The sequence below is a fragment of the Sulfuricaulis sp. genome, assembly GCF_024653915.1.
Classification (GTDB): domain Bacteria; phylum Pseudomonadota; class Gammaproteobacteria; order Acidiferrobacterales; family Sulfurifustaceae; genus Sulfuricaulis.
On sequence record NZ_JANLGY010000020.1, the window covers coordinates 73,197 to 99,543 of the forward strand.

Genomic DNA, 26,347 nt, shown 5'->3' on the forward strand with positions numbered 1-26,347 from the left:
ATCAGTCCAGCTTTCCGTGACAATGCTTGTACTTTTTGCCGGAGCCGCAGGGGCAGTGCTCGTTACGTCCGATCTTGGGCTGGCGGCGAGTAACGGGTTTTTGCGCCACCGCCACGTCATCGTCACCCTCGTTTTCTTCCGGCTGACTGCCGGCATTGAGCGTCGGGTGAACGAATTGCATTTCCTGAGGCTGGCGATTCTGGTTTTCCAGCGCCTCAACATCCTGCGGTGCCTGCACCTGAACATGTGCCAACAGATTGATCGCATCGTGCCGCACGCGGGTTAACATATCGGAGAACAGCACAAAAGATTCGCGCTTGTACTCTTGCTTCGGGTCTTTCTGGGCATAACCGCGCAAGTGAATGCCCTGACGCAGGTAGTCCATTCCGGCAAGATGGTCCTTCCACTGGGTGTCCAGCACTTGCAGCATGATCGCCTTCTCCAGATGGCGCATCACATCGGGCCCAATGGAAACACTCTTTTCAGCATGCTTTCGGTCAGCCTCGCTGATGACGCGCGCGCGCAATTTCTCCTCGTCCAGAGAGGACTCTTCCTTGAGCCAGTGAGCAATCGGAAGTTTCAGGCCCAGGTCGCGTTCAAGGCTCTCTTCCAGACCCGGAATATCCCACTGTTCTTCCAGGCTCTCCGGCGGAACATGCTGGCTGATCATTTCATTAACGACATCGTGTCGTATGGTGGTAATGCTTTCCGATATATCTCCCACATCCATGAGCCGGTTGCGCTGCTCATATATCACCTTACGCTGGTCGTTCGCCACATCGTCATATTCCAACAACTGTTTACGGATGTCGAAGTTACGTCCCTCCACCTTGCGCTGGGCATTCTCAATGGCGCGCGTCACCCACGGATGTTCAATGGCCTCACCCTCCTGCATGCCAAGCTTCTGCATGAGGCCAGAGAGGCGGTCGCTTCCGAAAATGCGCAGAAGATTGTCTTCAAGGGAGAGATAAAAACGTGAGGAACCGGCATCACCCTGGCGACCGGAACGGCCACGCAACTGGTTGTCGATACGGCGCGATTCATGCCGTTCGGTGCCAATCATGTGCAGTCCGCCCGCGTCCAGGACTTGTTGATGACGTTTGTCCCACTCGGCGCGCGCGCGTTCGCGTTTCGGCTTGTCGTCGCCGATCTCTTTGAGTTCCATTTCAAGATTTCCGCCAAGGACAATATCGGTGCCGCGGCCCGCCATGTTGGTGGCTATGGTCACGGCGCCGGGACGACCGGCCTGCGCGACAATCATCGCCTCTCGTTCATGATGCTTGGCGTTTAAAACCTGATGCTCAATCTTCTCTTTCTGCAGCAGGCGCGAGAGATGCTCCGAGGCCTCGATCGTAACGGTGCCTACCAGCGCCGGCTGGCCGCGCTGATGACAATCCCGGATATCCGCGAGTATCGCGGCGTGTTTTTCCGCCGCGGTACGGTAGATCTGGTCGGCCATGTCCTTACGAACCATCGTCCGGTGGGTCGGTACCACCACCACTTCGAGACCGTAAATTTGCTGGAACTCAAAGGCCTCGGTGTCGGCCGTGCCGGTCATACCGGCAAGTTTGCCGTACAGCCTGAAATAATTCTGGAAGGTGATGGTCGCCAGCGTCTGATTCTCGTTCTGGATCAGCACGCCTTCCTTCGCTTCCACCGCCTGGTGCAGCCCGTCCGACCAGCGCCGCCCCTGCATCATGCGCCCGGTAAACTCATCGATGATAATGACCTCGTTATCGCGCACAATGTAATCCACCTCGCGCTTGAAGAGCGCATGCGCACGCAGCGCGGCGACAAGATGGTGCATTAATATAAGATTCGAAACGTCGTACAGACTCGACCCGGGTTGCAGCAAGCTGGCCTGGGCCAGCAGTTTCTCGACCGTTTCATGGCCGGCCTCGGTCAGATTGGCTTGGCGGGTCTTTTCATCCACGCTGTAGTCGCCCGGTCCGTCCTCCGTTTCCTGCTTGGTCAGGTGTGGAATGATGGTGTTGACCTTGACGTACAGATCGGTGCTTTCCTCAGCCGGTCCGGAAATAATAAGCGGCGTGCGCGCCTCGTCGATCAGGATCGAGTCTACCTCGTCGACGATGGCGTAGTTGAGCCTGCGCTGCGAGCGTTCCTCGGCACGAAACGCCATGTTGTCGCGCAGGTAATCGAAACCGTATTCATTATTGGTGCCATAGGTAATATCGGCGGCATAGGCCTCGCGCTTGGTCTGGCGGTCTTGTCCGGGAACGACCACGCCCACGCTCATGCCCAGGAACTGGTATATCTGACCCATCCACTCCGCGTCGCGCCGGGCAAGATAATCGTTGACGGTCACCACGTGCACGCCTTTACCCGAAAGCGCGTTCAAATAGACGGGCAGCGTGGCAACCAGTGTTTTGCCCTCACCGGTTCGCATTTCCGAAATCTTTCCCTGGTGCAACACCATGCCGCCGATCAGCTGCACATCAAAGTGACGCATACCGAGCGTGCGCTTGGAGGCTTCGCGCACCACCGCAAAAGCCTCGCTTAAAAGGCTGTCCAGTGTCTCGCCATTAGACACGCGGGTTTTGAATTCAGCAGTTTTCGCACGCAGTTGCTCGTCGGTAAGTTGAGAGATCCCGGGTTCGAGCGCGTTGATGCGCGCCGCGTCCTGCTGCATGCGCTTGATCAGGCGTGTATTGCGGCTGCCAAAAATCCTGGTAAGTGCTTTCGTAATCATGAAAATCCGTGCGCCTCACGGGGAGACGTATCAAAAGAACGGCGATTATGGAGGAAAAACGAAAAGACTTGAAGCTTCGCGGTGGTGTGACCTATTTGCTGGCTTGCTGCAAATACCGCATGGGGTTCACCGCGGTTCCATTGCGCACTACCTCGAAATGCAGGTGAGGGCCGGTGGAACGACCGGAAGTGCCGACCAGCGCGATGGACTGGCCTTTCTGTACGCGATCACCCGCCCTGACAAGGACGGCGCTGGCATGGGCATAACGCGTCGTCAAACCGGATTCATGCGTGACCTCGACCATCATTCCATAACCGGCCTTGTCTCCGCTGTGGCTGACAACACCATCACCCACGGCATGCACCGGCGAACCCATGCTCGAGGCGATGTCCACACCGTCATGTTGGGACTGATGGCCATTGAAAGGATCGGCGCGCACACCAAAACCGGAGGAAATCCATCCGCCGTCCACCGGCCAGCCGGATGGCGTCACAGCCGCGTTGAGCTTGCGATCCAGCAGCAGGTTTTCGAGCGCGCTCAGGCGCTCTTGCTGGCGCTCAATCTCTCGTGTCAGGCGATCGAGCGAATCCATGAGTTCGGGTGGATTCGACGAGGCGGCTGTCTTTTCGGGTCCACCCATGGCCGCTTCGACGGAAAAATTGAATTCGCGTGCATCCAGCCCTGCCATGCGCGTCAGGCGGGAGCCCAGCGCATTGAGTCGCATCATTTGTGCCTGCATCTGGCCCAGCCGCTGTGCCAACGCGTTGAGATGCGTCTCGGCATTGCGCTTGGCCTCGGCCACCGCCGTGCGCTGCGCTGCCAGTTCGCGGCGCTGAGCCGCCAGCAGCGAATCCGCGTTGTAGGCGGTGAGCATATCCTGCGCATGGTAGGCAACGATGCCGACCAGAACCGGCAGTGCGAGAAAAACCACCAGGGCGATAAGGACAAGATGACGATGGGAAAAGGTAGTATTGCGCCCTTTGCCACGTTGACTGTTGGGTACCAGGATAATATTCATGCCGCGTTTCGCCTTTTAACTTCCCGCTCGCTGTGCGCCGGTCAGGTTGCCGGAACCGTGCGCACGAAGGCGATAGGCGCCTCGTCGTTTTCATCGTAAGTGATGAGTTCCCATGCTTCCTGGTTCGTCACCAACTCGCGCAGCAGACGATTATTGAGAGAATGACCGGACTTGTGCGCGCTGAAGGCGCCGATCAACGGGTGTCCCAACAGATACAGATCACCAATGGCGTCCAGCACCTTGTGTTTGACGAATTCGTCTTCGTATCGCAAGCCGTCATCATTCAGGATGCGGTAATCATCCATCACAATGGCGTTATCCAGACCGCCACCGCGCGCCAGCCCCACGGCACGCAAGGCCTCAAGATCGCCCATGAAACCAAAGGTGCGGGCACGACTGACCTCCTTGACGAAGGAGGTGGTGGAAAAATCGACCGTGGCATTCTGAGTCGAATTGCGGAAAGTCGGATGATCGAATTCGATGGCAAAGGAAACTTTGAACCCTTCAAACGGCTGAAAGCAGGCCCACTTGTCGCCCTCTTCCACGCGTACTTCCTTTTTGATGCGCATGAAACGTTTCGGCGCGGTCTGCTCGGCAATACCGGCCGACTGCACCAGGAACACAAAGGGACCGGCACTGCCGTCCATGATCGGCACTTCTGCCGCCGTCAAATCGACGTAGGCGTTATCGATACCGAGTCCGGCAAACGCTGACATTAGATGTTCCACCGTGGACACCCTCGCCCCATTAAATTCAAGTGTAGTTGAGAGGCGGGTATCGGAGACATTTTCCGGGCAGGCGCGAATTTCCACCGGATCAGCCAAGTCGATGCGGCGAAAGACAATTCCAGTTTCGGAAGAGGCGGGCCGGAGGGTCAGATAGACCTTTTCGCCTGTATGCAAACCCACGCCTGTTGCGCGGATAACGTTTTTCAGTGTTCGTTGTTTAATCATTGAATACTTCTTCTTGAAGATCCCTTTCTTGCGAAAAGGCGTGCATTTCTCCGCCGGGGCGGGAAATAGTCACGCTGGGTTAAGTTGGTGCATGCAACCCTGCATACCGATTATGATTTCACTCGGGTAAGGTTTACGGAAAAATCAGTCCCTACCTGTAATTTAAGGATAAAACCCCACACCTGTCCAGCCAAATCTCGGTTTGGAAGCTGCGACCGGGAAACCAAGCCCGATAAACGGCCTGTTCCAAGGTTAACGCCTCCTGGCCGCCGGGTCCCATAGCGTCGGAAACTCCCTTCCGTGGCGAAGCTCCTTTGAGGGGCGTTCGCCTCGGGCGTAAGGCGCTAGTCCGCCTGCTTACGCAAAAACGCCGGGATATCCAAGTACTCGATGGCCGCCTCAGATGCCGTGGCCAGGGGACGCTCTGTACGCCGATTCCGGATCACCGTCGGAGTCTCGTAATCCTCGAAGTCAGTCGTACCGGTTCCGGTCTTGACCACCTTGTACGGCTGCTTGCGCTGCTTTTCCTGTCCAAGGCCCGTCGCCACCACCGTCACGCGCAGTTCCTCGCGCATCTCAGGCTCGATCACGGTGCCAATCACCACGGTGGCATCTTCGGAAGCAAATTCCTTGATGGCATTACCAACCTCCTCGAATTCCCCGATAGACATGTCGAGTCCACCCGTGATGTTGACCAGAATCCCGCGGGCGCCGGAGATATTGATGTCCTCCAGCAAGGGACTCGAAACCGCCGCGATCGCTGCTTCGCGCGCGCGTGACGGCCCACTGGCGGAGGCCGCACCCATCATGGCCATGCCCATCTCCGACATCACGGTGCGCACGTCGGCAAAGTCCACATTAATAAGTCCGGGACGGGTAATCAGCTCGGCGATGCCCTGTACAGCGTTTTGCAGCACTTGGTTGGCTTTACCGAAGGCATCGAGCAGTGTGGCATCCTTGCCCAATACCGTCAGTAGTTTCTCGTTCGGAATCGTAATGATGGAATCGACGTACTGGGCCAGATCCGAGATTCCCTGGTCGGCGATGCCCATGCGCTTGCGGCCCTCGAACGGAAACGGCTTGGTCACGACAGCTACCGTCAGGATACCCATATCCTTGGCCACTTGCGCCACCACCGGCGCGGCGCCAGTGCCGGTACCACCGCCCATACCAGCGGTGATAAAGACCATGTCAGCACCGGAAAGCGCCTCGGCGATGCGTTCGCGATCCTCGACAGCGGCCTGACGGCCGATATCGGGATTAGCGCCGCAACCCAGACCCTTGGTGAGATTGGTTCCCAGTTGCAGAATGGTCTTCGCCTGCGATCGCTTGAGCGCCTGCGAATCTGTGTTGGCATTGATGAACTCCACGCCCTCGATGTTGGCGGAGACCATGTGGTCGACGACATTACCACCGCCCCCGCCAACGCCGATTACCTTGATTACCGCTTGCTGCCCATAGGTATCCATCAGTTCAAACATGTGTAACCTCCAGTGTAGGTTTCCTTGATTTCATTAATCGAAACATCTTCCCGTTTCCCACTTTAAAAATTCCCCTGAAACCAGCTCTTCATCTTGCTCCAGACTCCTTTCACACCCACGGCTGTACCAGGATTCTGCACGTACGTCTTGCCTTCCCGGCACCGTGCGCCGTACAGCACCAGACCCACGCCAGTGGCGAAGATCGGGTTTTGCACCACGCCCTTCAACCCTCCGATGTACTGCGGCACGCCCAGGCGCACCGGCATGTGAAATACCTCTTCCGCGAGATCGACCACGCCTTCCATCTTGGCGCTGCCTCCTGTGAGCACGAGACCACTTCCAATCACGTCCTCGAAACCACTGCGACGCAGCTCCGCCTGCACCAGGCTGTAGAGTTCCTCGATACGCGGCTCGATGACCTCGGCGAGCGTCTGGCGCGAAAGCTTGCGCGGCGGTCGGTCGCCTACCCCTGGCACCTCGATGGTTTCATCGCGATGTGCCAACTGGGTAAGCGCACAGCCGTATTTTTTCTTGATATCCTCGGCATACTGCGTCGGCGTGCGTAGCGCCACGGCGATGTCATTCGTCACCTGATCGCCGGCGATGGGGATGACAGCGGTGTGGCGGATCGCCCCATCGGTGAACACCGAGATGTCGGTGGTGCCACCGCCAATGTCCACCAGGCACACGCCCAGCTCTTTTTCGTCCTCCGTCAGCGTGGAAATACCGGAAGCGAGTTGTTCGAGAATAATGTCGTCCACCTCCAGCCCGCACCGACGCACGCATTTAATGATGTTCTGTGCCGCACTGACCGCGCCGGTCACAATATGCACCTTGGCCTCGAGTCGCACGCCGCTCATGCCGACCGGCTCCCGGATACCCTCCTGCTTGTCGATGATGAATTCCTGGGGAAGGATATGCAGTATCTTCTGGTCCGCGGGGATGGCGAGTGCGCGCGCCGCCTCCATCACACGCTCTACGTCGCCCTGCCCAACTTCCTTATCCTTGATGGCGACAATACCGTGCGAGTTAAAACTGCTGATGTGCGAACCCGCGATGCCGGCATAGACCGAATGAATCTGGCAACCGGCCATGAGTTCTGCCTCTTCCACCGCGCGCTGAATCGATTGCACCGTGGATTCAATGTTCACTACCACGCCCTTTTTCATTCCGCGCGAGGGATGATGTCCCACGCCAATGATCTCGACCTCGCCCGTTGGCGCAATTTCGCCGACGATCGCGAGCACCTTGGAAGTGCCGATATCGAGGCCCACAATCAGCTTGTCATCGTCTCTCTTCGCCATAATTACCCCTTCTTGGCTGCTGCTGTCCGTCCCGTGCCGATGGCGTCTGCGTGCCCCGACGTATCTCGATGACCGGCGGCTTGCGCGCCGGCCTGCTGTACTGCAAATCCGTTGGTATACCGCAGGTCTATCTGTGAGATTTTCGCACCCTGGTGTTTCAGCGCTTGCGCGTATACACGCGCAAAACGTTCCAGTTTGTATTCCGGCTGATCCCGATCCAGCACTATGATCATCGTCGCTCCCGGAATCCTCCCTCCCGTATCGCCATTCGACACTACCAGTCTCCAGACACGTCGAGGCGTCAACGTGATGTTTTCCAGTTTCAGCCCGACTACCGCCAGGATCTGGCCGAGTTTTTTGTAATGCTCCAGCACCTGTGCTCCGGCACCATCCGGCCCCTCGAGCTGCGGGAGCTCAGCCGACGGATCGCTCTGAGTCACGCGCATCACATCGCCGGCCTGATTTAAATAAGCGCTGTTACCCCAGCGTGCGGCGAGCTGCTGCTCGGTGAACTGGACATGCACATCCTGTGGCCACTGGCGGCGCACCGACGCCCGGTAAACCCAGGGCAAGGATTCCACGCGCGCCTTCACCGCCTCCAGATTGAGCAGGAAGAAATTACCGCGCACGACGTTCATCACGGCAGTTTGCAATTCCTGCTGCGTCACCTGTTTGAATTCGCCTTCGAAGCGCACGTTTCGCACCGGAAAATGATCGGTACGCAGCAACCAATCGGCGCCGAAAGCCAGTACCAGTAACACTGACAGCAGCGAGAACAACAGCACTGCCGCCTTGAACAGGCTGATGCCTTCGTCGGCCTTTCCGCGTGTCATCTCAGCGCCTGACATCGGCTGTCTCCAGTATGCGCAACACCAATTCATCGAAATCCATGCCCACCTGCTTCGCCGCCTTGGGCACGAGACTGTGATCCGTCATGCCCGGCACCGTGTTCACTTCCAGCGCGTATGCGCGCCCGCTTTTGTCGAGCATGAAATCCACTCGGCCCCACCCGCCGCAACCGAGCACGGCAAACGCCCGTTGCGCGAGCGTCTGGATGGCGCGCTCCTCGTCCGCGGGCAGGCCGCAAGGACAGAGATAGCGCGTGGTATCCAGCAGGTACTTCGCCTCGTAGTCGTAAAATTCGCGATCGGTCTCAATCTGGATCAGCGGCAGCGCCTGTTCGCCGAGAATCCCGCAGGTAATTTCCGCGCCGTCGATGAAGCGCTCGGCCATGACCTGATCGTCGTATTTGGCTGCGCTTTTCCATGCGTCCTTGAGCTCAGTCACTGACTTGGCCTTGCTCACACCAAGGCTCGAACCTTCGCGCACGGGTTTAACAAAAACCGGCAAGCCGAGTTTCGCGGCCACCTTGTCGAAATCGGTGCTGGCTTCGAGCACAGCGTATTCCGGCGTCGGGATGCCGGCGGCGGACCAGAGAAATTTGGTTCTGAGTTTGTCCATGCCCAGTGCCGAGCCCAGCAAGCCGCTGCCGGTATAGGGAATATCCAATACTTCCAGCGCCCCCTGAATCACGCCGTCCTCACCCCAACGTCCGTGCAGCACAATGAATACGCGTTCGAATTCCCCGTCTTCCAGCAGCCGCAAAACAGACCTGTCGGCATCGAAGCCATAAGCATCGACCCCTTTACGTTTCAGGGCGGCCAACACAGCGTTGCCGCTCTTGAGCGATACCTCGCGTTCCGCCGAAGGACCTCCCATCAGCACCGCCACCTTGCCAAAGTTTTTACGGTTCATGCGTTAATCTCGCCGATGACTCGCACTTCGGTTTCCAGCGTCACCCCGTGCAGGTTTTCCACCGTGGCCTGGATCCGTGATATCAGGCGTTCAATCTCTGCCGCCGTGGCGCTACCCTGGTTAACGATGAAATTCGCGTGCAGCTCGGAGACACAGGCCTTACCTTCGCACGCGCCCTTCATTCCACTGGCCTCGATCAAGCGCGCGGCATAATCGCCGGGGGGATTTTTAAAAATGGATCCGGCGTTTGGCAACTGCGTCGGCTGGGTCGCTCCACGCTTCGCCAGCAGGGTCTTGATAAGCGTTTTCCCCTGAGAGACGTCTCCGCTATCAAGCCGGAAATGCGCGGCGACAAACCATTCGCCCTGGGGGCCGCCGACTTTGCGATAATCGATTGTGTAATCCGATGGCGTGCGCGTGCGCCGTTCACCGTGGCGGTCAATGGTTTCCACTGCCTCGACGATGTTCCAGGTTTCTCCGCCGAAGGCGCCAGCGTTCATCGCCAGTGCACCACCGACCGTGCCGGGGATGCCGGCCAGAAATTCCGCGCCAACCAGCTCACGCTCGGAGCAGAAACGGGCCACTTTGGCCCCTGCCACGCCGGCCTCAGCACGCACCACGCCAGCGCGTAAAATGGCCAAGCCGCTCAGCGCGCCACTGGTCATGATCACCGTGCCGCGCACGCCACCGTCACGCACCAACAGGTTGCTTCCCAGCCCCACCCAATGCAGCTGCTCTGGCGCCGGCAATGACATGAGAAACGCCGCGAGATCATCGAGATCGGCGGGAATATAAAGCCGGTCTGCCGGTCCGCCGACGCGCCAGCTGGTGTGGCGCGACATCGGCTCGTTCATGAGCAGTCGTCCGCGCAGGCTTGTGCTGGATTTCGCCGGCATCATCATTTTCCTCCCTTGCCCAGCGTCTGCGGCAGCGAAGCAGCAACGTTGCCGATTGAACCTGCCCCCAGGGTCAGCAACACGTCGTTACCGTGCAGCACATCGACCAAGGCCTGCGGAAGCGTACTGACATCTTCCAGGAAAATCGGGTCGGCCTTGCCGCGCGCGCGGATGGCGCGGCACAGGGCGCGGCCGTCCGCACCGCTGACCGGTTTCTCGCCCGCGGCATAAACCTCCGTGATGAGCAAAGTATCGATCTCTGCCAACACGGTGCTGAAATCGTCCAGCAGGTCATGCGTGCGCGTGTAGCGATGTGGCTGAAACACCACGACGAGCCGGCGCTGCGGCCAGCTGGCGCGGGCGGCTGCGACGGTCGCGGCGATTTCACGCGGATGATGCGCATAGTCGTCCACCAGGATCACATCACCACTGTCCTGCTTGATGCGTCCGTTGATCTGGAAACGCCGTCCAATGCCGCCGAAGGCGGCCAACGCCCGTGCAATCGCTGCCTCGTTCACACCCAACTCGTGCGCGATGGCTATGGCCGCAAGCGCATTGAGCACGTTGTGATGACCCGGCTGATTCAACTCAACCGTCAGCCAGTTCTTCTGGCCGCGCAGCTCGGCGGTAAAATGCATGCGAGTTTCCTGCTGGCGAATGTTGACGGCACGCAAATCGGCTTCCGGCACCGTCCCATAGGTCAGCAATGGGCGATGTACCCGTGGGATGACCTCGCGCACCACCGGGTCATCGAGACACAGAACGGCCAGACCGTAGAACGGAAGTTGCTGCAGAAAATCGACAAAGGCCTGCTTCAGCCGATCGAAATCACCACCGTAGGTGGCCATGTGATCAGCGTCGATGTTGGTCACGACCGCCATGAACGGGGCGAGATGCAGAAAGGAAGCATCGCTTTCATCGGCCTCTGCGACCAGATATTGCCCGCGTCCCAGTCGCGCATGCGTGCCGGCACTGTTGAGTCGTCCGCCGATCACGAAGGTGGGATCAAGCCCGCCTTCAGCCAGGCAACTGGCGATCAGGCTCGTGGTAGTGGTTTTGCCGTGTGTGCCGGCAATGGCAATGCCACGCTGCAGGCGCATTAATTCGCCCAGCATCTCGGCACGCGGAATGACTGGCACGCGCGCCAGACGCGCCGCGCGAACTTCCGGATTGACATCATCCACGGCTGACGACACCACCACCACGTCCACGGCTTTAATAAGCTGTGGATCGTGGCCAATGGCAACTTTGATGCCGAGGGAGATCAGGCGCTTGGTGTTGGGCGACTCACGCACATCCGATCCGGTAACCTCAAACTGGAGGTTGTGCAACACTTCGGCAATACCGCACATACCCGCGCCGCCGATGCCGACAAAATGCACGTGCTTCACACGGTCACGCATGCGTGTGCTCCAGGCATAATCTCGCCACGGTTTCAGCCGCATCGGTCACGGCCAGATGACGCGCCGCTTGTGCCATCTTCAACAAGAGCCCACGGTTGCCGGCGAATCCGCCAAGCAGCTCGCATACACGGGCATTGTTGAATTCCGCCGGCGGGATCAGCACCGCCGCGTCACGCTCGGACAAAAATTTCGCATTCGCGGTCTGGTGATCGTCGACCGCATAAAGATAGGGAACCAGAATCGCCGCGGACCCGGAGGCGGCGATCTCGGCGATCGTCATAGCCCCGGCGCGACATATCACAACGTCTGCCCAGGCATAGGCCTGCGCCATGTCATCGATGAATTCCATCACCTTGGCCGGCACGTCGCCGTATGCACGCTGCACCGATTCCGCGGCGTTACGGCCACACTGATGCCAGATCTCCGGTCGAATGTCGGCCGGCAATTCCTGCACGGCATCGGGCACAACGTCGTTGAAAATCCTGGCCCCCAGGCTGCCGCCGACAATCAGCAACCGCAGCCGGCCGCGGCGGGAGGCCAGTCTTTCATCCGGAGGCGGCAGCGCGGCAATTTCGTCACGCACCGGATTGCCCACGGGGCGCGCGACCAGATGTCGGCCGAAGGCATTCGGGAAACCGCTCAGCACCTGATCGGCGAGCGGCGCCAGCCACTTGTTGGTCATGCCGGGAATCGCGTTCTGCTCGTGGATGAGCAACGGAGTACGCGTCAACCAGGCCATCAAACCTCCAGGACCGGCAACGAATCCGCCGAGAGACAATACGGCATCGGGCTTTCTGCGGCGCAGCACGCGGAACGCCTGCGCCATGGCATATATAAGAGTGAACGGGAACAGCAGCCAGCGCAGCCAGCCCTTGCGCCGCACGCCCTGGATCGTCAGCCATTCCATTTCGATAGCAAGCCCCGAAGCCGGCACCGCATGCGCCTCCAGGCCCCGGCGCGTACCCAGCCACACAACTTGCGTACGTTTTTCGAGCAATCGGCGCGCCACGGCGAGGCCGGGGAACACATGCCCTCCGGTACCGCCCGCCATAATCAGCACGCAAGTCATTGCTCCGCCTCCGATAGCACTACAATATTCCACATTCCGTTTTGTCGGCGTCTGGCGGCATTCGCCACGGTTGCATCCCCACGCTTCGCGTGGGGGGCGCCCCGGAGCGTCGCCCGAGGGACCCGCGCAGCGGGATCGGGCAGCGGAGGGGATGCCAGCGACCGCATGCGGGGCGCCGGCATCCCCGCATCCCCGAAGGGGCCCCTGCTCCGCGCTGCGCGGTCGCCATCGCCCTGCTCATGCCGCCCCCCAATTGCCGCCGCGCGCCGCGCGCCCGATGAGAAGCAGCAGACCCATCGCCATGCAGCTCACCAGCATGCTGGAACCGCCATAACTTACGAATGGCAGTGTCAGTCCCTTGGTTGGCAACAAACCCATGTTGACACCCATGTTGATCATGGCTTGGCCACCGAGCAGCAGCCCGATGCCTTGCGCCAGGCGCGCGCCGTAGATCTGGCCGGCAACTTCCGCCTGGTGCGCGATGACGAAGGCGCGCACGATAATAATGCTGTACAGCACCATCATGCCGAGCACCGCCACCAATCCGAGTTCTTCGGCCATCACGGCGAACACGAAATCGGTGTGCGACGCGGGCAGATAAAAAAGCTTCTGCATGCTGGCGCCCAGCCCGGCGCCAAACCATTCGCCGCGCCCGAAGGCAATCAACGACTGCACCAACTGGAATCCGGTGTTGAACGGATCTGCGAATGGATCCATGAAACTCGTCGCCCGCGCCATGCGATACGGAGAGATGATGGTGAGCAGCACCATGCTGCCGGCACCGGCGCCTAGGACCATCATGAAGTGCCAGAAACGCACGCCGCCGAGGAACAGCATGGAAAACACTGTCACGGTAATTACCACCAGCGAACCCATGTCGGGTTCCATCAGCAGCAACGCCCCAATCACCGCCAGCACGAGGCTGACCATCACGATGCCCTGGGTAAAATTCTTGAGCGCCTCCTGCTTGCGTACCAGATATCCCGCGACGTAAATCACCGCGAATAGCTTCATGAATTCCGACGGCTGCACGTTCAGGACGCCAAGCCGAATCCAGCGCGAACTGCCGTTGACGTGCGCACCTATGCCAGGCAGCAGTACAACAAACAGCGAGACCATGCCGATCAGCAGAAGATACGGACCGGACTTTTCCCACCAACGCACGCGCGTGCGCATGGTGAGCGCCATGAACAGCAAACCCAGGATTGTGTAAGAGGCATGGCGGATGAGGAAATAGGCGCTGTTGTTCATCTCGCGATCGGCGTAAGCGACAGACGCTGAATACACCATGATTACACCCGTCGCGAGCAGCACGATGGTGCTGCCCAAAAGCCACGGGTCCCACGCCGGGCGTGCCCGACCCGCCGAACGCAGCACACCCGGCATGATGACAGCGCTCATGCCAATTCCTCGCGCACGGCCTGACAGAAAACTTCGGCACGGTGCTCGTAATTGCGGAACATGTCGAAGCTGGCGCAGGCAGGTGAAAGCAACACCACGTTTCCCGGTTGTGCCAGTTTCTTGGCAATTCGCACGGCATCGTGCATATCCTTCGCGTGATGCACCTTCACGGCCTTGCCAAGCGCGGCCTCGATCTGTGGCGCATCGCGCCCGATGAGCACCACCGCGCGGGCATGCTGGATGCACGCCGGTTTCATATCGCTGAAATCCTGTCCCTTGCCGTCGCCGCCGGCGATGAGAATCACCGGCGAGGTCATGCCGTTCAACGCCGCCACGGTGGCGCCGACGTTCGTCCCTTTCGAATCGTCATACCAGCGCACATCCTGGTGCTCGGCCACCAGTTCGGTGCGGTGCTTGAGTCCTTTGAATGTCCGCACCGCCGCACAGAAAGCCTCGGGCGCGACTCCCACGGCCTCGGCCAGCGCCATGGCCGCGAGCACATTGGCCAGGTTATACCGGCCGGTAAGCGGTACTTCGCGCACGGGCATGAGCGATTCCTTTCCGCGCATCAGCCAAGTCTCACCGCGGATTTCATCGAGACCATAATCCTGCGCCGTAAGCGGGCGACCAAGTCCGAAATTGACAACGCGACGACCCGACTGGCTCATGCGCAGCACCAGGGGATCGTCGGTATTGATCACCATGGTGCCGTTGCCGCGAAAAATTTGTGCCTTGGCTCCGGCGTATTCATTGATATCACGGTAGCGGTCCATATGATCCGGCGTTATGTTGAGCACCGCCGCGGCGCGCGCATTGAGACTGGTCGTTGTCTCCAGCTGGAAACTCGACAGCTCGAGGACGTAGACATCCGGCTCGTCACCCGCGAGCAGCGACAGTGCCGGTACACCAATGTTGCCGCCGACGGCGGTCCTGAGGCCCGCGTGCCGGCACATCTCTCCGGTCAGGGCAGTGACCGTGCTTTTGCCATTCGTGCCGGTCACGGCGATGACCGGCGCTGTCGCTTCGCGAGCGAACAGCTCAATGTCCCCAACCACCTCGGCGCCATGCTCTGTGGCACGCGCAATCTCGCTTTCCCTGACCGACACGCCCGGGCTCACCACCAGCAGACCCGGGTCGTCGAAAAGCGCCGCAGGCAAGCCACCGGTGTGTACGGCGACCCGCGGTAATTCGCGCCGCAGTTCCGCCAGCTTTGGCGGTTGCTCGCGGGTATCCACCACCACGACCTCATAATCTCGCGCGATGAGATGACGCACGCAGGAAATTCCTGTAAGCCCGAGGCCCACCACCAGCGCGCGTTTTGTTTCCGTCTTTTTCATCGCCACCACATTCACGTTCTGTCCTGACCTCTTTCCCCTCGTCCCTGCCCTCTTCCGCAATGGAAGAGGGAGATTGGCGAGGGTCTTAATTCCTATCGAAGCTTCAATGTCGCCAGTCCAATCAGCACCAGGATCAGCGAGATGATCCAGAAACGCACAATCACGCGCGGTTCGGGCCATCCCTTCAATTCAAAATGATGATGCAACGGCGCCATGCGGAAGATGCGCTTGCCCGTGAGCTTGAATGACGCTACTTGCAAGATCACCGACACCGTCTCCATAACGAACACCCCGCCCATGATGAAGAGCACAATTTCCTGGCGCACCGACACCGCCACGGTCCCGAGCGCCGCGCCCAGTGCGAGCGCGCCGATATCGCCCATGAACACCATGGCGGGATAGGTGTTGAACCACAGAAAACCGAGCCCGGCGCCAACGATGGCGCCACAGAAAATCAACATTTCGCCGGCACCGGCGATATAGGGGAAACCGAGGTAGGCGGAAAATTTCAGGTGACCCATGACGTAGGCAAAGATGCCCAGCGCCGCGGCCACCATGACCGTCGGCATGATCGCCAGGCCATCCAATCCGTCCGTCAGATTCACGGCATTGCTGCTGCCCACGATGACGAAATAAGCGAGCAGGATATAAACCGGGCCCAGATCAATGATGATGTTCTTGAACAGCGGAACGATGAGCGCCGTATCGGCTGGACTCTTGGCGGTGTAATAGAGGAACAGCGCGATCGCCAAACCGGAAACCGTCTGCCAGAAAAACTTGGCCTTGGCGCCGATACCGCGCGGATCTTTATTGATGATCTTCTTGTAGTCGTCGACCCAGCCGATCGCACCGAAGGACACGATGGAGAACAGCACCGCCAGCACGAAGCGGTTGGTGAGGTCCGCCCACAGCAGGGTGGAGACGGCGATCGCCACGATGATCAGCGCCCCGCCCATGGTCGGCGTACCGGCCTTGGCAAGATGGCTCTGCGGGCCGTCCTTGCGCACAGTCTGTCCCAGCTGCCGCACGCCGAGACTCCGGATCATGGTCGGCCCAATCCAGAAGCTGATCATCAGCGCCGTGAGTACGCCCAGGATACCCCGCAGCGTGAGATAACGAAACACGTTGAAAAACGAGAAATCCCGCGCCAGCGATTCGAAAAGATAATAAAGCACTTAGCGTTTCCTCCCGTTCTCGCCGGCGGCCGGGGATTTTTTTGTAATGCCGGCGACGATCTGTTCCATGTGCATCATGCGCGACCCCTTGACCAGCACCGTCATGTCCGCGTGCAGGCAGTCCTGAAGGGCTTCGATGAGGGCCTCATGACTCTCGAAATGACGCGCGCCCTTGCCGAAAGCGCCTACGGCAATGCGTGAAAATTCTCCAATGGCGAACAGGCGCTGGATGCCAAGACGGCCGGCCAGTTCGCCGACGCGGAAATGGATGTCGGCGGCGGATGACCCGAGCTCACCCATGTCACCGAGCACCATTACACGCTCGCCGGAAAATTCCTTGAGCACCTGCAGCCCCGCCGCGACGGAGGTGGGATTGGCGTTATAAGTATCATCAATTATGCGCGCGCCGCTGACGCCCCTTTTCACTTCGAGGCGGCCGGAAACCGTTTGTAGTTTTTCGAGGCCGTTTTTCACCTGTTCAAGCGAGGCGCCAGCCGCAATCGCCGCGCCCGCGCCCGCCAGGGTGTTCATGACATTGTGTCTGCCCAACAAGGGTACGCTCATGTCGATGTCTCCATGGGTGGTGGTTTTCAGATGTATCAGACTGCCGTTGTCGGTAAGCCGGTAATCCGCGCTCACGTCCGCCTTGTGATCCAGCCCGAAGGTCAGGCACTTGCGCCCGGCAACCAACGTCCTCCAGAGAGGAAAAAATTCATCGTCGGCATTGAGCACGGCCGTTCCCGCCGTTCTCAGGCCGGTGAAAATCTCCCCCTTGGCGCGTGCCACACCTTCGACCGTACCGACCCCCGCCAGGTGCGCCTCGCCAGCATTAGTGATGAGCGCGACCGTCGGCCGCGTCATGCGCGACAAATACTCGATCTCACCGAAATGATTCATCCCCATCTCAATAACGGCAAAGCGGTCACTGGAGCGCATTCGCACCAGCGTCAATGGCACGCCGATATCGTTGTTGAAATTTCCGCGCGTAACACACCCGGTTCCGATCTCACCCAGAATGGTGCCGATCATTTCCTTGACCGTGGTCTTGCCGTTGCTGCCGGTGATGGCGACGACCGGGACCTGAAATTGGTTGCGCCAGAATGCCCCGAGATTGCCATAAGCCAGTCGCGTGTTCGGCACATGCACATAGGGCAACGGCGTTTGCATATCGCGTCCCAGCAGGGCCCCCACGGCACCCGCACTGATGGCTTCGGCCAGAAAGTTGTGTCCATCGAAGCGATCGCCCTTGATCGCGACATACAAGTCACCGGCCTGTAATGTACGCGTGTCATGACTGACGCCCGTGAACACGGCGTCCGAACCCTTGCGCGGGCACTTCAGAACATCGGCGAGAATTTCGAGAGACATCACGCTGCCGCTCCCATCAGCTGTCTTACCACTTCCCGATCGCTGTAAGGCAGACGTTCGTCGCCCACCTGCTGGTAATCCTCATGTCCCTTGCCGGCGATGAGCACGATGTCATCCGTAGCGGCGGTCTGAATGGCTGTTTTGATGGCGGCGCGGCGATCACGGATGATCCGCGGTGAGGCACGCATGCCGCCAGCAATCTCCGCGATAATGGCATCGCCCAACTCATGGCGCGGGTTGTCGTCAGTCAGCATAACCACGTCCGCCAGTCGCTCGGCGATCTCGCCCATCTGCGGACGCTTGCCACGGTCGCGGTCGCCACCACAGCCAAAGACGCACCAGAGCTTTCCCTGCGCGTGCTCGCGCAGTGCCATCAGGATTTTTTCCAGCGCATCCGGCGTGTGCGCATAATCCACCACGACCAGAGGCAAACCCTTGATGCCGCCAAAACGCTCGGCACGTCCGGCGGGGGCATGCGCCCGAGCCAGTCGCGCGGCCGCATCCTTCATGTCCACTCCCAGAACCAAAAGGGTCGTGAACACCGCTAACAGGTTGTACACGTTGAAGTGTCCGATGAGCGGGCTACGCAATTCAATTTCACCGTTGGGCGTCTGGATCCGCAGCCACAGCCCCTCGGGCGAAGGTCGTACCTCGCACGCGCGCACATCGCCACCCTTGATGCCGTAACTCAAGGAAGTCACCGGCGCGCTTATATCGGTCAGCAACCGGCGCCCAAAATCATCGTCATGATTGGTCACCACGTATTTCAATCCTTCCGTGGCAAACAATTTCGCCTTGGCCAGGCCATAAGCTGTCATGTCTCCGTGATAATCGAGATGGTCGCGCGTCAGGTTGGTGAAGACCGCCACATGGAACAGCACGCCATTCACTCGCCCCTGATCGAGCGCGTGCGAGGAGACCTCCATCGCCAGATGCGTGGCACCTTGTCCGAGAAAGTCCGTCATGAGCCGCTGCACCGTCACGGGATCGGGTGTGGTGTGGATCGAGGCGTTAAGCACGCCGGGGAATCCGCTACCGAGCGTGCCAATCACCGCGCAGCGCTTCGGAGGCTGGTCGAGGGCCTGCGCCAGGAGTTGTGTGCAGGTGGTTTTCCCGTTGGTGCCGGTAACGCCGACCACCACGAGCCGTCGCGAGGGCGAACCATAAAAGCGGTCCGCAACGAAGCCGAGTTTCTGACCCAGCCCCGAGACACCAAAGGCGGGCACCGGCACTCCGCGCAACGCATAACCGTCATCTTTTTCGTAGACGATGGCGCAGGCCCCCGAGGCTACGGCATCGCCAATATACTCGCGCCCGTCAGCCACCATTCCCGGCAGCGCCAGAAACAGGTCGCCCGGCTGTACGCGCCGACTGTCCGTTTGCAGCCCGCGTACCTCGCGGCTGGCTACGCCCGGCACACGCGCTATGCCTTCGAGCAGTTCACGCAGGTCAATTATTCTCGGCGTCATTCGGTCATCCGCTCGCTTTTCACTGTCAAGAGACGCGTTTCCTTCCGTGGTGCATCGGGCGGGATGTCAAGCAATCGCAATGCGCCGGCCATCACATGGCCGAAAGCCGGCGCGGCCACTTCGCCGCCGTAGTAGGCGCCACGCGCCGGTTCGTCCACCGTTATCACCATCACGAGGCGTGGTGAGTTGATGGGCGCGAATCCGGCGAACCACGCGACGTATTTGTCTTCGGAGTATCCCTCCGGGGTCAGCTTGCGTACCGTGCCGGTCTTGCCGGCCACGCGGTAATCCGCCACCTGCGCCGCTTTGCCCGTACCGGCATCGCTCACAGCAAGTTCCAGCATGGACTGAAGATGGCGCGCAGTTTTGCCGGACATGATGCGCTCACCTTCCGGTATGGTTTCGGAATGTTGCATCGTCAACGGCAGCGCCGTTCCGTCATTCGCGAGAGCAAGATAGGCGCGCGCCAGTTGCAGTGGTGTTACGGAAATTCCGTAGCCAAAGGAAATGCTCGCCTGGTCGACCGGGACCCACCCTGAGTAGGGATTGAGAAGTCCCGACACTTCGCCCGGAAGCTGCACGCCGGTAGATTGTCCAAACCCGGCGTGGCGCAGCATCTCCCACATGCTCTTCTTGTTCAGCGCCAGCGCAATCTTGGAGATTCCGACGTTGCTCGATTTCTCGATAATGCCCGCGACCGTCAGCACACCGTAATTGTGGTTATCGCGGAATGTGCGATCACCCACCCGCAACACTCCCGGCGTGGTATCGATCACGCTGCCGGGCGAATATTTTCCGCTCTCCAATGCACACGCGATGGTGAAGGGCTTGAGGGTAGACCCCGGCTCGAAGAGATCCGTCACGGCGCGATTGCGGAACTTGCCGCTGCGCAGGCCGGCGCGGTTGTTGGGATTGAAGTCCGGCTCGTTAACCATTGCCAGCACCTCGCCGGTACGTGCATCCAGCACGACAGCGCTGCCGGCACTCGCGCCATGCTCGACTACGGCCGCCTTGAGCTCACGATAGGCGAGATACTGGATACGCCGGTCGATGGAAAGCACCAGGTCCCGGCCCGGCTTGGGCAATATCACGCTCTCGGCGACTTCCACTGCATTGCCCCGCAAATCGCGCAACAAACGCTTGGTCCCGGGCACGGCGCGCAACGAGGCATCGAAAGCGAGTTCAACGCCTTCCTGACCCTGATCGTCAATATTGGTGAAGCCGATAACATGACCAGCGACGGAACCCAGCGGATAGTAGCGCCGATATTCGCGCTGCAGCGCCACGCCCGAAATCTTGAGCGCCATCACCCGCTCGGCTAGCGGCGGCGGGACATGCCGCTTGAGATACATAAACTCACGACCTTCATGCCGGCGCATCAGTAACGTAAGCTCGCGCGGGCTCATCTCGAGCAGCGCCGCCAGCCGTGGCCATTTCCGGCGTTCCTCCGCCAGCGTTGGCGGATGCGCCCACACCGAATCCACCGGCGTGCTGACAGCCAGCGGTGAGCCATGACGATCGAGGATCATCCCCCGGTGCGAATTATCCTTCACCAAACGCGAGTGACGCTGATTACCCTGACTCTGGAGAAAATCGGAATTGAGCACCTGCAGGTACACCGCACGCGCCGCCAGCAGTACAAGCCCGCTCAGAAAAAACAGCAAGACAATGGCGTTACGCACCGGGTGACGGGTTTTGGCGTGGCGGCTCAAAGCGCGGAATCCGGTGTCACCCGCACGACGCGGATGCTCGCGGCCTCGGGTGTGTTCATGTCAAGTCGACTGCGCGCCACGATCTCGATGCGGCGGTGCTGCGACCAGGCGCCTTCCTCAAGCAACAGCTTCCCCCATTCAACATTCAGCGCGTCCCGTTCTGCCTGTTGTACCTGCAATTGCGCGAACCGTTGGCGGCTTTCATGCCGCATTTGCACCACGACGACTGAAACCACGATTACCGCCGCGAAAAGAATGACCAGACGCCTAGGCATCGGTGGTTGCCTCTTCGGTACGTTCCGCCACGCGCATCACGGCACTTCGGGCACGCGAATTCCGACGGGTTTCCGCCTCGCTGGCCCGGATCGTCTTGCCGATGATTTTCAGGCGCGCACGGAATTGATCATGGCGTACCGGTAATTCGGGCGGAAGCTCCAGCCCTTTCGCTTCCGTGCGCAAAAAATGTTTGACGATCCGGTCTTCGAGCGAATGAAAACTGATCACCGCCAGTCTCCCACCGGTGTCGAGCAATTTCACCGCCTGCGGGAGCGCTTCGGTCAATTCCTCGAGCTCACGATTGATGTAAATCCGGATGGCCTGAAATGTGCGCGTGGCAGGGTCCTTGCTCTTCTCGCGCGTGGGCACGGCGCGTGCGACGATCTCAGCCAGGCGCTGTGTGGTAGTAATGGGCTCAATGGATCGTTCACGCAGGATCGCGCGCGCGATGCGTCGGGCAAAACGTTCCTCGCCGTATTCACGCAGGACGCGCACAATTTCATTTTCCTCTGTGCGATTGATCCATGCCGCGGCCGATTCACCAACCCGTGGATCCATGCGCATGTCGAGTGGCCCTTCGGTACGAAAACTGAAACCACGATGAGGATCGTCAAGCTGCGGCGAGGATATGCCGAGATCGAAAAGAATACCGTTGATTTTTCCAGTGAGATCCAGATTCTCAATCGCCTGTCCGATCATCGAGAACGGTGCCTGGTGGATTTGCATGCGCGCGTCGTCGCCAAATCGGCGGCGCGCGTCTTCGCAGGCGTGTGGGTCCCGGTCAAACGCCAGCAGCCGTCCCCGCTCGCCGAGCTTTCTCAAAATTTCCTGCGCGTGTCCGCCTCGCCCATAAGTGGCATCCACATACACTCCGTCTTCCTTCACCTGTAGAGCCTGCAATGCCTCCTCCAGCAATACCGGAACATGGTGATATCCATTCACGCTTTGTTTCTAAAGCGAGAGCGATTCGAGATCGGGCGGCAGCTTGTCTTCGCCGTCCTTGCCTTCATCTTGGAGCCATTCACTGCGACGCGCATTCCATGTGGCGTCGTCCCATATCTCGAATTTGTTGCCCTGACCAATCAGCACAACGTCTTTGTTCAATGCCGAAAATTCACGTAGCGGCGGAGCCAGCAGAATGCGTCCGTTGCCGTCCATTTCGCATTCAGTGGCGTGACCAACCAGCATGCGCTGCAACTTGCGCGTCTGCTTGTTAAAACTCGAGAGCTTCATGATTTTGCGTTCGATCTCCTCCCACTCCGGTTGCGGATACAGCAGCAGGCAGTGATCGCTATCGAGGGCATTGATGGTGAGCACCATCTGGCCGTTGCACGCGCGCGCCAGTTGATCGCGATAACGCGTCGGGATGGCCATGCGACCTTTGCTGTCGAGCGACAATGTATTGACACCGCGAAACATTTTTCCCCGCTATTTCCCGCTGTAATCCACAAAAAACCACATTTATCCACTTAGTGACACTATAGATAGCAGCGATAAGGAGTGTCAAGACAAAACTGTTATTTATTAAAGATTTCTTCTTTGCAGGACAGTGAGTTAGTGACAAAAGATGAAACTTTGGGGGATGAATGCGAGGTGGAGCGCTTTTAGGGCAAATGCGATAGCATTTGTAGGCGGAAGTGAGACTAAAAACTGCATTAAAAACAAAAAATTATAGAACTAACTTAAAGTGAAAAAAGGAGTTGGCCGTTAAGCCGGGTTCTGTCGTGGACAGCCATTCATCTGGGACGCCTGTCGCCAAGCGCCTCATGCGGCCTACCCGGGAACAGTGCGGGCAGCACTATCGTTCCCCTATTTGGCCTTACTCCGGGTGGGGCTTGCCCTGCCACGGGATGTTACCACCCGCGCGGTGCGCTCTTACCGCACCATTTCACCCTTACCAGCCCTTTCGGACTTCGGCGGTATATTTTCTGTGGCGCTTTCCATCGGCTCGCGCCGCCCAGGCGTTACCTGGCACCCTGCCCTGCGGAGCCCGGACTTTCCTCCACTCGACCACGCGAACGTGGGCGGGCAGCGGCTGCCTGGCCAACTCCAGTGACTATTATACCAGTCACTGCCGATTCGTTTCCGAAAACCTCAAGTCTGTACTGGCCCCACATTAAATCCGATGGATATTCGGGAGCCGTCGGATTCGTTGCGCATAACCTCGTGCAGTACATCAGGCTTGAAATACACGATTCGCCCCGCCCGGGGCTCAACTTCTGCACGCTGTGAGCCCTTCGTCAGCAATAACTTCCCTGATCGGGGCGGCACGACTATGTAATAAACGCCCGAAAGCAATTCATCTGCGTCGTCATGCGTATGCGGGTACGTATAATCTCCCGGTCGCATGATATTGAGCCACCAGCCAATAACGAGTTCTTTCTTTGGCTGGTCCAGGATGTGTGCGGCCTGTGCTGTCGCCAAGTCCAGAATCACGCGCATTTCCGGGATTGCATCGAGCACAACATAGAGGTTCTCGTAGCGACCACCCAGGAAATGATTCCGATGGAATATTTCATTCTCAGTCAACAACTCAATGCGGGCAAGCAGCGTCGCATTCAGCGCCTCACAATCCTGGCATTCACCGAGTTTATAGAACGCCGAACTTCCATTATTTTCCGGATTTCTTTCCGGGGGAGAAAAGATCACTGAGTTTATCCCGCGCTGTATCCGCGTTGTCGTCGGAGGTTTGGGTGCCGCCAAGAAAGTCATCGAGTCTGGCCTTGGCCGCCTGTGATTTTCCCGCGCCACGCGGGCGGTGCGCCTCGGGACGCGGCTTGAACCAGTCGCAGAAATTCGCACCTTCCTTGTTGAGCACTTCCTCGGCGCGGTCTTCGTCGCACTGCTCCGCCACGTTCGAATTGAAAAACTGGCATAACCGACAACAGTGCAGATAGGCGCGACATTGGGGGCATTCCGCCTCACGGCTCAAAGGCAATGGCAACTCGGCCAGGGAAGCACCGCATTTCCAGCAAACCAGATCTGTCGCGAAGCGCATTAATCAATCAGTTAAAGACAAGCTTCAGGAACGATTGCAGATCGGACCATGAAGCCTGATCGGCCTGGGCGTCATAGGCCAGCGGTAATTTAAACTTGGCGCCATTGGCGTCGGCGTTGGGATTTGTGAAGCTATGCTTGGCGCCCGGGTAGTTGACAAACTTGTAGTCAGCCTTGGCGCTTTCCATTTCTTTCTTGAAGGCCGCAATCTGCTCCGCCGGCACGAAAGGATCCTCCGCCCCGTTCATTACCAGCACCTTGGCCTTGATCTTCCCCGGCTTGGCCGGATTTTCGGTCGCCAGACCCCCATGGAAGCTTGCCACACCGCGCAATTTTTCTCCGGCGCGCGCCATTTCCAGCACCACACTGCCACCGAAACAGTAACCGATCGCGGCCAGGCGCTTGCTATCAACGCGCGACTGTTTTTCAAGGAGTTTCATACCGGCTTGAAAGCGCGATTTCATCAGTGATTGATTCTTGCGCACCTCGCCGGAAAACTTACCGGCATCGTCGGGGTGATGCGCCTGTTTGCCGTCGCCGTACATGTCCAGCGCCAGCGCCACATAGCCGGCCTCGGCAAGCTTGCGGGCGCTGTTGCGTGCGTGCTCATCGTGTCCCCACCACTCGTGGATCACCAGCACGCCCGGGCGCTTGGCCATGATGGCATCGTCATACACCAGATAGCCATTGTGAACCGTGCCATTCGACTTGTATTCGACCGGTACTCCCTTGATCGCCGCCTGCGCCGACGCCAGCCCGATGAAAGCTGTCAGGACTGTAAATAAAAGTCTCCGCATGACCTGTCTCCTTGTCGTAACTATTGCCTGGAAAATTGCCTTGGACATTTCGCCGAAATGCTCGAGACGCTAGACTCAGCCTAATGCCGCGCCGGCTTGCCCGTCAAATCCATCATGCCCATTGAGAAAGACATTGCCTGCCGATTCGTTCCGAACGGGAATATCACCGCCATCCAGCCGTATGGACTGGGACTGATCAACGATACTTTTCTCGTCACCACCGATACCGGCCGCCAGATCATTTTGCAGCGGATTAACCGTCACGTCTTCCCGCGACCCGAGCGCATCATGGAAAACCTGCGCGTGCTGGCCGAACATGTTCGTCAACGCGCCGCAACTGACAGCGCCAGTGGACGTACGCTGCGTCTGCCCGAAATATTAATGGCCCGCGACGGCAGGAATTTCACAATCGATGCCAAGGGTGGATTCTGGCGCGCGCAGGAATTTATCGAGCATACACGCACGTATGACAACATCTGCAATATCGCACAGGCCGAGGAAATCGGTTTTGCCCTCGGCCGCTTCCATGCGCTCATCCACGACCTCGATCCTGTGCGGCTGCATCAGACGCTTCCGGGTTTTCACGATGCCCCTGGGTATTTTGCGCGCTTCCTGCAAGCCTCGGCCCGGCCGCGCCAGTCTGAGGCGAGTCGCGAGCTGCTTCATGGTTTGTCGTTCGCGCAAGGGCATGAGAGCCTTACGCGCGTCCTGGAGAATGCCAGACACGAGGGAAAACTGGTTGTAAGAGCGATCCACGGGGATACCAAGCTCAACAATTTTCTATTCGACATACAGACCGGCAAGGCAGCAAGCCTGATCGATCTCGACACCGTGCAACCGGGGCTGATTCATTATGACGTTGGCGACTGCCTGCGCTCATGCGCCAACCCTGCCGGCGAATCGCCCAGAGAGATCACTGCCGTACACTTCGATCTCAGCATCGGGCAGGCAATTCTGAAAAATTATCTGGCTGAAACCCGGGGCTTCCTGACACAGCATGACTACGACTATTTATATGACGCTATCCGTCTCATTCCCTTCGAGCTGGGGCTACGTTTTCTCACCGACCATCTGGAAGGAAATCATTATTTCAAGACCGAATGGGCGGGACAGAACCTGCACCGGGCGCTGACACAGTTCCGCCTGACCGCCAGCATCGAGGAACATGAACGACCGATCAAGGCGCTAATCGCAAGCCTGGTCACGGGGTAACCCGCCTTAAGACA

Annotated in this window: 23 protein-coding genes and 1 other RNA gene; 1 reads left to right on the forward strand and 23 read right to left on the reverse strand. The window is 59.1% G+C overall.

The window, feature by feature from the left end; genetic code table 11:
- Position 1: 1 nt before the first annotated feature.
- The 23 genes from secA to NUV55_RS10240 all read right to left on the reverse strand — a co-directional run bounded on the left by secA (position 2) and on the right by NUV55_RS10240 (position 25,121).
- A complete protein-coding gene (secA, locus tag NUV55_RS10130; RefSeq protein ID WP_296672612.1) occupies positions 2-2,710 on the reverse strand; it encodes a preprotein translocase subunit SecA in 2,709 nt (902 codons plus the stop codon).
- Between the two features lie 91 nt (positions 2,711-2,801).
- A complete protein-coding gene (locus tag NUV55_RS10135; RefSeq protein WP_296672613.1) occupies positions 2,802-3,728 on the reverse strand; it encodes a M23 family metallopeptidase in 927 nt (308 codons plus the stop codon).
- A 41-nt stretch (positions 3,729-3,769) separates the two neighbouring features.
- Positions 3,770-4,681 carry a UDP-3-O-acyl-N-acetylglucosamine deacetylase gene (gene lpxC, locus NUV55_RS10140; protein ID WP_296672615.1) on the reverse strand — a complete coding sequence of 304 codons (912 nt, stop codon included), beginning with the start codon at positions 4,679-4,681 and terminating at the stop codon, positions 3,770-3,772.
- A 344-nt stretch (positions 4,682-5,025) separates the two neighbouring features.
- The gene (gene ftsZ, locus NUV55_RS10145; RefSeq protein WP_296672616.1) at positions 5,026-6,162 is read right to left on the reverse strand and encodes a cell division protein FtsZ; all 1,137 of its coding nucleotides are present in this window, start codon (positions 6,160-6,162) and stop codon (positions 5,026-5,028) included.
- Between the two features lie 62 nt (positions 6,163-6,224).
- A complete protein-coding gene (ftsA, locus tag NUV55_RS10150) occupies positions 6,225-7,466 on the reverse strand; it encodes a cell division protein FtsA (protein WP_296672618.1) in 1,242 nt (413 codons plus the stop codon).
- Between the two features lie 2 nt (positions 7,467-7,468).
- Entirely contained in the window at positions 7,469-8,314 is an 846-nt protein-coding gene (locus NUV55_RS10155) for an FtsQ-type POTRA domain-containing protein (RefSeq protein ID WP_296672619.1), read from the reverse strand.
- On the reverse strand, positions 8,301-9,221 hold the full coding sequence (locus NUV55_RS10160) for a D-alanine--D-alanine ligase (RefSeq protein ID WP_296672621.1): 921 nt from the start codon (positions 9,219-9,221) through the stop codon (positions 8,301-8,303). Before NUV55_RS10160 ends, NUV55_RS10155 begins: the two co-directional genes overlap by 14 nt.
- A complete protein-coding gene (murB, locus tag NUV55_RS10165; RefSeq protein WP_296672623.1) occupies positions 9,218-10,117 on the reverse strand; it encodes a UDP-N-acetylmuramate dehydrogenase in 900 nt (299 codons plus the stop codon). Before murB ends, NUV55_RS10160 begins: the two co-directional genes overlap by 4 nt.
- Before the next feature lie 2 nt (positions 10,118-10,119).
- Complete coding sequence (gene murC / locus NUV55_RS10170) at positions 10,120-11,520, reverse strand: UDP-N-acetylmuramate--L-alanine ligase (RefSeq protein WP_296672624.1); 1,401 nt, start codon at positions 11,518-11,520, stop codon at positions 10,120-10,122.
- The gene (gene murG / locus NUV55_RS10175; RefSeq protein ID WP_296672626.1) at positions 11,513-12,589 is read right to left on the reverse strand and encodes an undecaprenyldiphospho-muramoylpentapeptide beta-N-acetylglucosaminyltransferase; all 1,077 of its coding nucleotides are present in this window, start codon (positions 12,587-12,589) and stop codon (positions 11,513-11,515) included. Before murG ends, murC begins: the two co-directional genes overlap by 8 nt.
- Positions 12,590-12,826: 237 nt before the next feature.
- Positions 12,827-13,990, reverse strand: a complete 1,164-nt coding sequence (gene ftsW / locus NUV55_RS10180) for a putative lipid II flippase FtsW (RefSeq protein WP_296672627.1) — start codon at positions 13,988-13,990, stop codon at positions 12,827-12,829.
- On the reverse strand, positions 13,987-15,327 hold the full coding sequence (gene murD / locus NUV55_RS10185) for a UDP-N-acetylmuramoyl-L-alanine--D-glutamate ligase (protein ID WP_296672629.1): 1,341 nt from the start codon (positions 15,325-15,327) through the stop codon (positions 13,987-13,989). The genes ftsW and murD overlap by 4 nt, the downstream gene beginning before the upstream one ends.
- 92 nt (positions 15,328-15,419) lie before the next feature.
- Positions 15,420-16,502: a phospho-N-acetylmuramoyl-pentapeptide-transferase gene (mraY, locus tag NUV55_RS10190; RefSeq protein WP_296672630.1), complete on the reverse strand. Its 1,083-nt coding sequence runs from the start codon at positions 16,500-16,502 to the stop codon at positions 15,420-15,422.
- Positions 16,503-17,870, reverse strand: a complete 1,368-nt coding sequence (murF, locus tag NUV55_RS10195; RefSeq protein ID WP_296672632.1) for a UDP-N-acetylmuramoyl-tripeptide--D-alanyl-D-alanine ligase — start codon at positions 17,868-17,870, stop codon at positions 16,503-16,505.
- Entirely contained in the window at positions 17,870-19,339 is a 1,470-nt protein-coding gene (locus NUV55_RS10200; protein ID WP_296672634.1) for a UDP-N-acetylmuramoyl-L-alanyl-D-glutamate--2,6-diaminopimelate ligase, read from the reverse strand. The genes murF and NUV55_RS10200 overlap by 1 nt, the downstream gene beginning before the upstream one ends.
- A complete protein-coding gene (locus tag NUV55_RS10205; RefSeq protein WP_296672636.1) occupies positions 19,336-21,051 on the reverse strand; it encodes a penicillin-binding protein 2 in 1,716 nt (571 codons plus the stop codon). The genes NUV55_RS10200 and NUV55_RS10205 overlap by 4 nt, the downstream gene beginning before the upstream one ends.
- Entirely contained in the window at positions 21,048-21,326 is a 279-nt protein-coding gene (gene ftsL / locus NUV55_RS10210) for a cell division protein FtsL (protein WP_296672638.1), read from the reverse strand. The genes NUV55_RS10205 and ftsL overlap by 4 nt, the downstream gene beginning before the upstream one ends.
- Positions 21,319-22,269: a 16S rRNA (cytosine(1402)-N(4))-methyltransferase RsmH gene (rsmH, locus tag NUV55_RS10215; RefSeq protein WP_296672640.1), complete on the reverse strand. Its 951-nt coding sequence runs from the start codon at positions 22,267-22,269 to the stop codon at positions 21,319-21,321. The genes ftsL and rsmH overlap by 8 nt, the downstream gene beginning before the upstream one ends.
- A 9-nt stretch (positions 22,270-22,278) precedes the next feature.
- On the reverse strand, positions 22,279-22,746 hold the full coding sequence (gene mraZ / locus NUV55_RS10220) for a division/cell wall cluster transcriptional repressor MraZ (protein ID WP_296672643.1): 468 nt from the start codon (positions 22,744-22,746) through the stop codon (positions 22,279-22,281).
- Between the two features lie 273 nt (positions 22,747-23,019).
- An RNA gene (gene rnpB / locus NUV55_RS10225) (RNase P RNA component class A) lies at positions 23,020-23,378 on the reverse strand.
- Positions 23,379-23,421: 43 nt separating this feature from the next.
- Positions 23,422-24,030, reverse strand: coding sequence for a 2OG-Fe(II) oxygenase (locus NUV55_RS10230; RefSeq protein ID WP_296672644.1), 609 nt, complete (start codon positions 24,028-24,030; stop codon positions 23,422-23,424).
- A complete protein-coding gene (locus tag NUV55_RS10235) occupies positions 23,939-24,325 on the reverse strand; it encodes a hypothetical protein (RefSeq protein ID WP_296672646.1) in 387 nt (128 codons plus the stop codon). Before NUV55_RS10235 ends, NUV55_RS10230 begins: the two co-directional genes overlap by 92 nt.
- A gap of 7 nt (positions 24,326-24,332) precedes the next feature.
- On the reverse strand, positions 24,333-25,121 hold the full coding sequence (locus NUV55_RS10240) for a dienelactone hydrolase family protein (RefSeq protein WP_296672647.1): 789 nt from the start codon (positions 25,119-25,121) through the stop codon (positions 24,333-24,335).
- Between the two features lie 114 nt (positions 25,122-25,235).
- On the opposite strand from NUV55_RS10240, the gene NUV55_RS10245 reads away from it, so the two are divergent.
- Positions 25,236-26,333 (forward strand): phosphotransferase enzyme family protein, encoded by a 1,098-nt coding sequence (locus tag NUV55_RS10245; protein WP_296672649.1) that lies wholly within the window; start codon positions 25,236-25,238, stop codon positions 26,331-26,333.
- Positions 26,334-26,347 lie beyond the last annotated feature (14 nt).

Coding starts and splice junctions, on each gene's coding strand:
- murB (WP_296672623.1), bottom strand. CDS start 10,117: ATGCCGGCGAAATCCAGCACAAGCCTGCGCGGACGACTGCTCATGAAC.
- murC (WP_296672624.1), bottom strand. CDS start 11,520: ATGCGTGACCGTGTGAAGCACGTGCATTTTGTCGGCATCGGCGGCGCG.
- NUV55_RS10135 (WP_296672613.1), bottom strand. CDS start 3,728: ATGAATATTATCCTGGTACCCAACAGTCAACGTGGCAAAGGGCGCAAT.
- NUV55_RS10245 (WP_296672649.1), top strand. CDS start 25,236: ATGCCCATTGAGAAAGACATTGCCTGCCGATTCGTTCCGAACGGGAAT.
- NUV55_RS10235 (WP_296672646.1), bottom strand. CDS start 24,325: ATGCGCTTCGCGACAGATCTGGTTTGCTGGAAATGCGGTGCTTCCCTG.
- murD (WP_296672629.1), bottom strand. CDS start 15,327: ATGAAAAAGACGGAAACAAAACGCGCGCTGGTGGTGGGCCTCGGGCTT.
- murF (WP_296672632.1), bottom strand. CDS start 17,870: ATGTCTCTCGAAATTCTCGCCGATGTTCTGAAGTGCCCGCGCAAGGGT.
- ftsL (WP_296672638.1), bottom strand. CDS start 21,326: ATGCCTAGGCGTCTGGTCATTCTTTTCGCGGCGGTAATCGTGGTTTCA.
- mraZ (WP_296672643.1), bottom strand. CDS start 22,746: ATGTTTCGCGGTGTCAATACATTGTCGCTCGACAGCAAAGGTCGCATG.
- NUV55_RS10160 (WP_296672621.1), bottom strand. CDS start 9,221: ATGAACCGTAAAAACTTTGGCAAGGTGGCGGTGCTGATGGGAGGTCCT.
- ftsW (WP_296672627.1), bottom strand. CDS start 13,990: ATGAGCGCTGTCATCATGCCGGGTGTGCTGCGTTCGGCGGGTCGGGCA.
- NUV55_RS10200 (WP_296672634.1), bottom strand. CDS start 19,339: ATGACGCCGAGAATAATTGACCTGCGTGAACTGCTCGAAGGCATAGCG.
- secA (WP_296672612.1), bottom strand. CDS start 2,710: ATGATTACGAAAGCACTTACCAGGATTTTTGGCAGCCGCAATACACGC.
- NUV55_RS10240 (WP_296672647.1), bottom strand. CDS start 25,121: ATGCGGAGACTTTTATTTACAGTCCTGACAGCTTTCATCGGGCTGGCG.
- ftsZ (WP_296672616.1), bottom strand. CDS start 6,162: ATGTTTGAACTGATGGATACCTATGGGCAGCAAGCGGTAATCAAGGTA.
- ftsA (WP_296672618.1), bottom strand. CDS start 7,466: ATGGCGAAGAGAGACGATGACAAGCTGATTGTGGGCCTCGATATCGGC.
- NUV55_RS10155 (WP_296672619.1), bottom strand. CDS start 8,314: ATGTCAGGCGCTGAGATGACACGCGGAAAGGCCGACGAAGGCATCAGC.
- murG (WP_296672626.1), bottom strand. CDS start 12,589: ATGACTTGCGTGCTGATTATGGCGGGCGGTACCGGAGGGCATGTGTTC.
- lpxC (WP_296672615.1), bottom strand. CDS start 4,681: ATGATTAAACAACGAACACTGAAAAACGTTATCCGCGCAACAGGCGTG.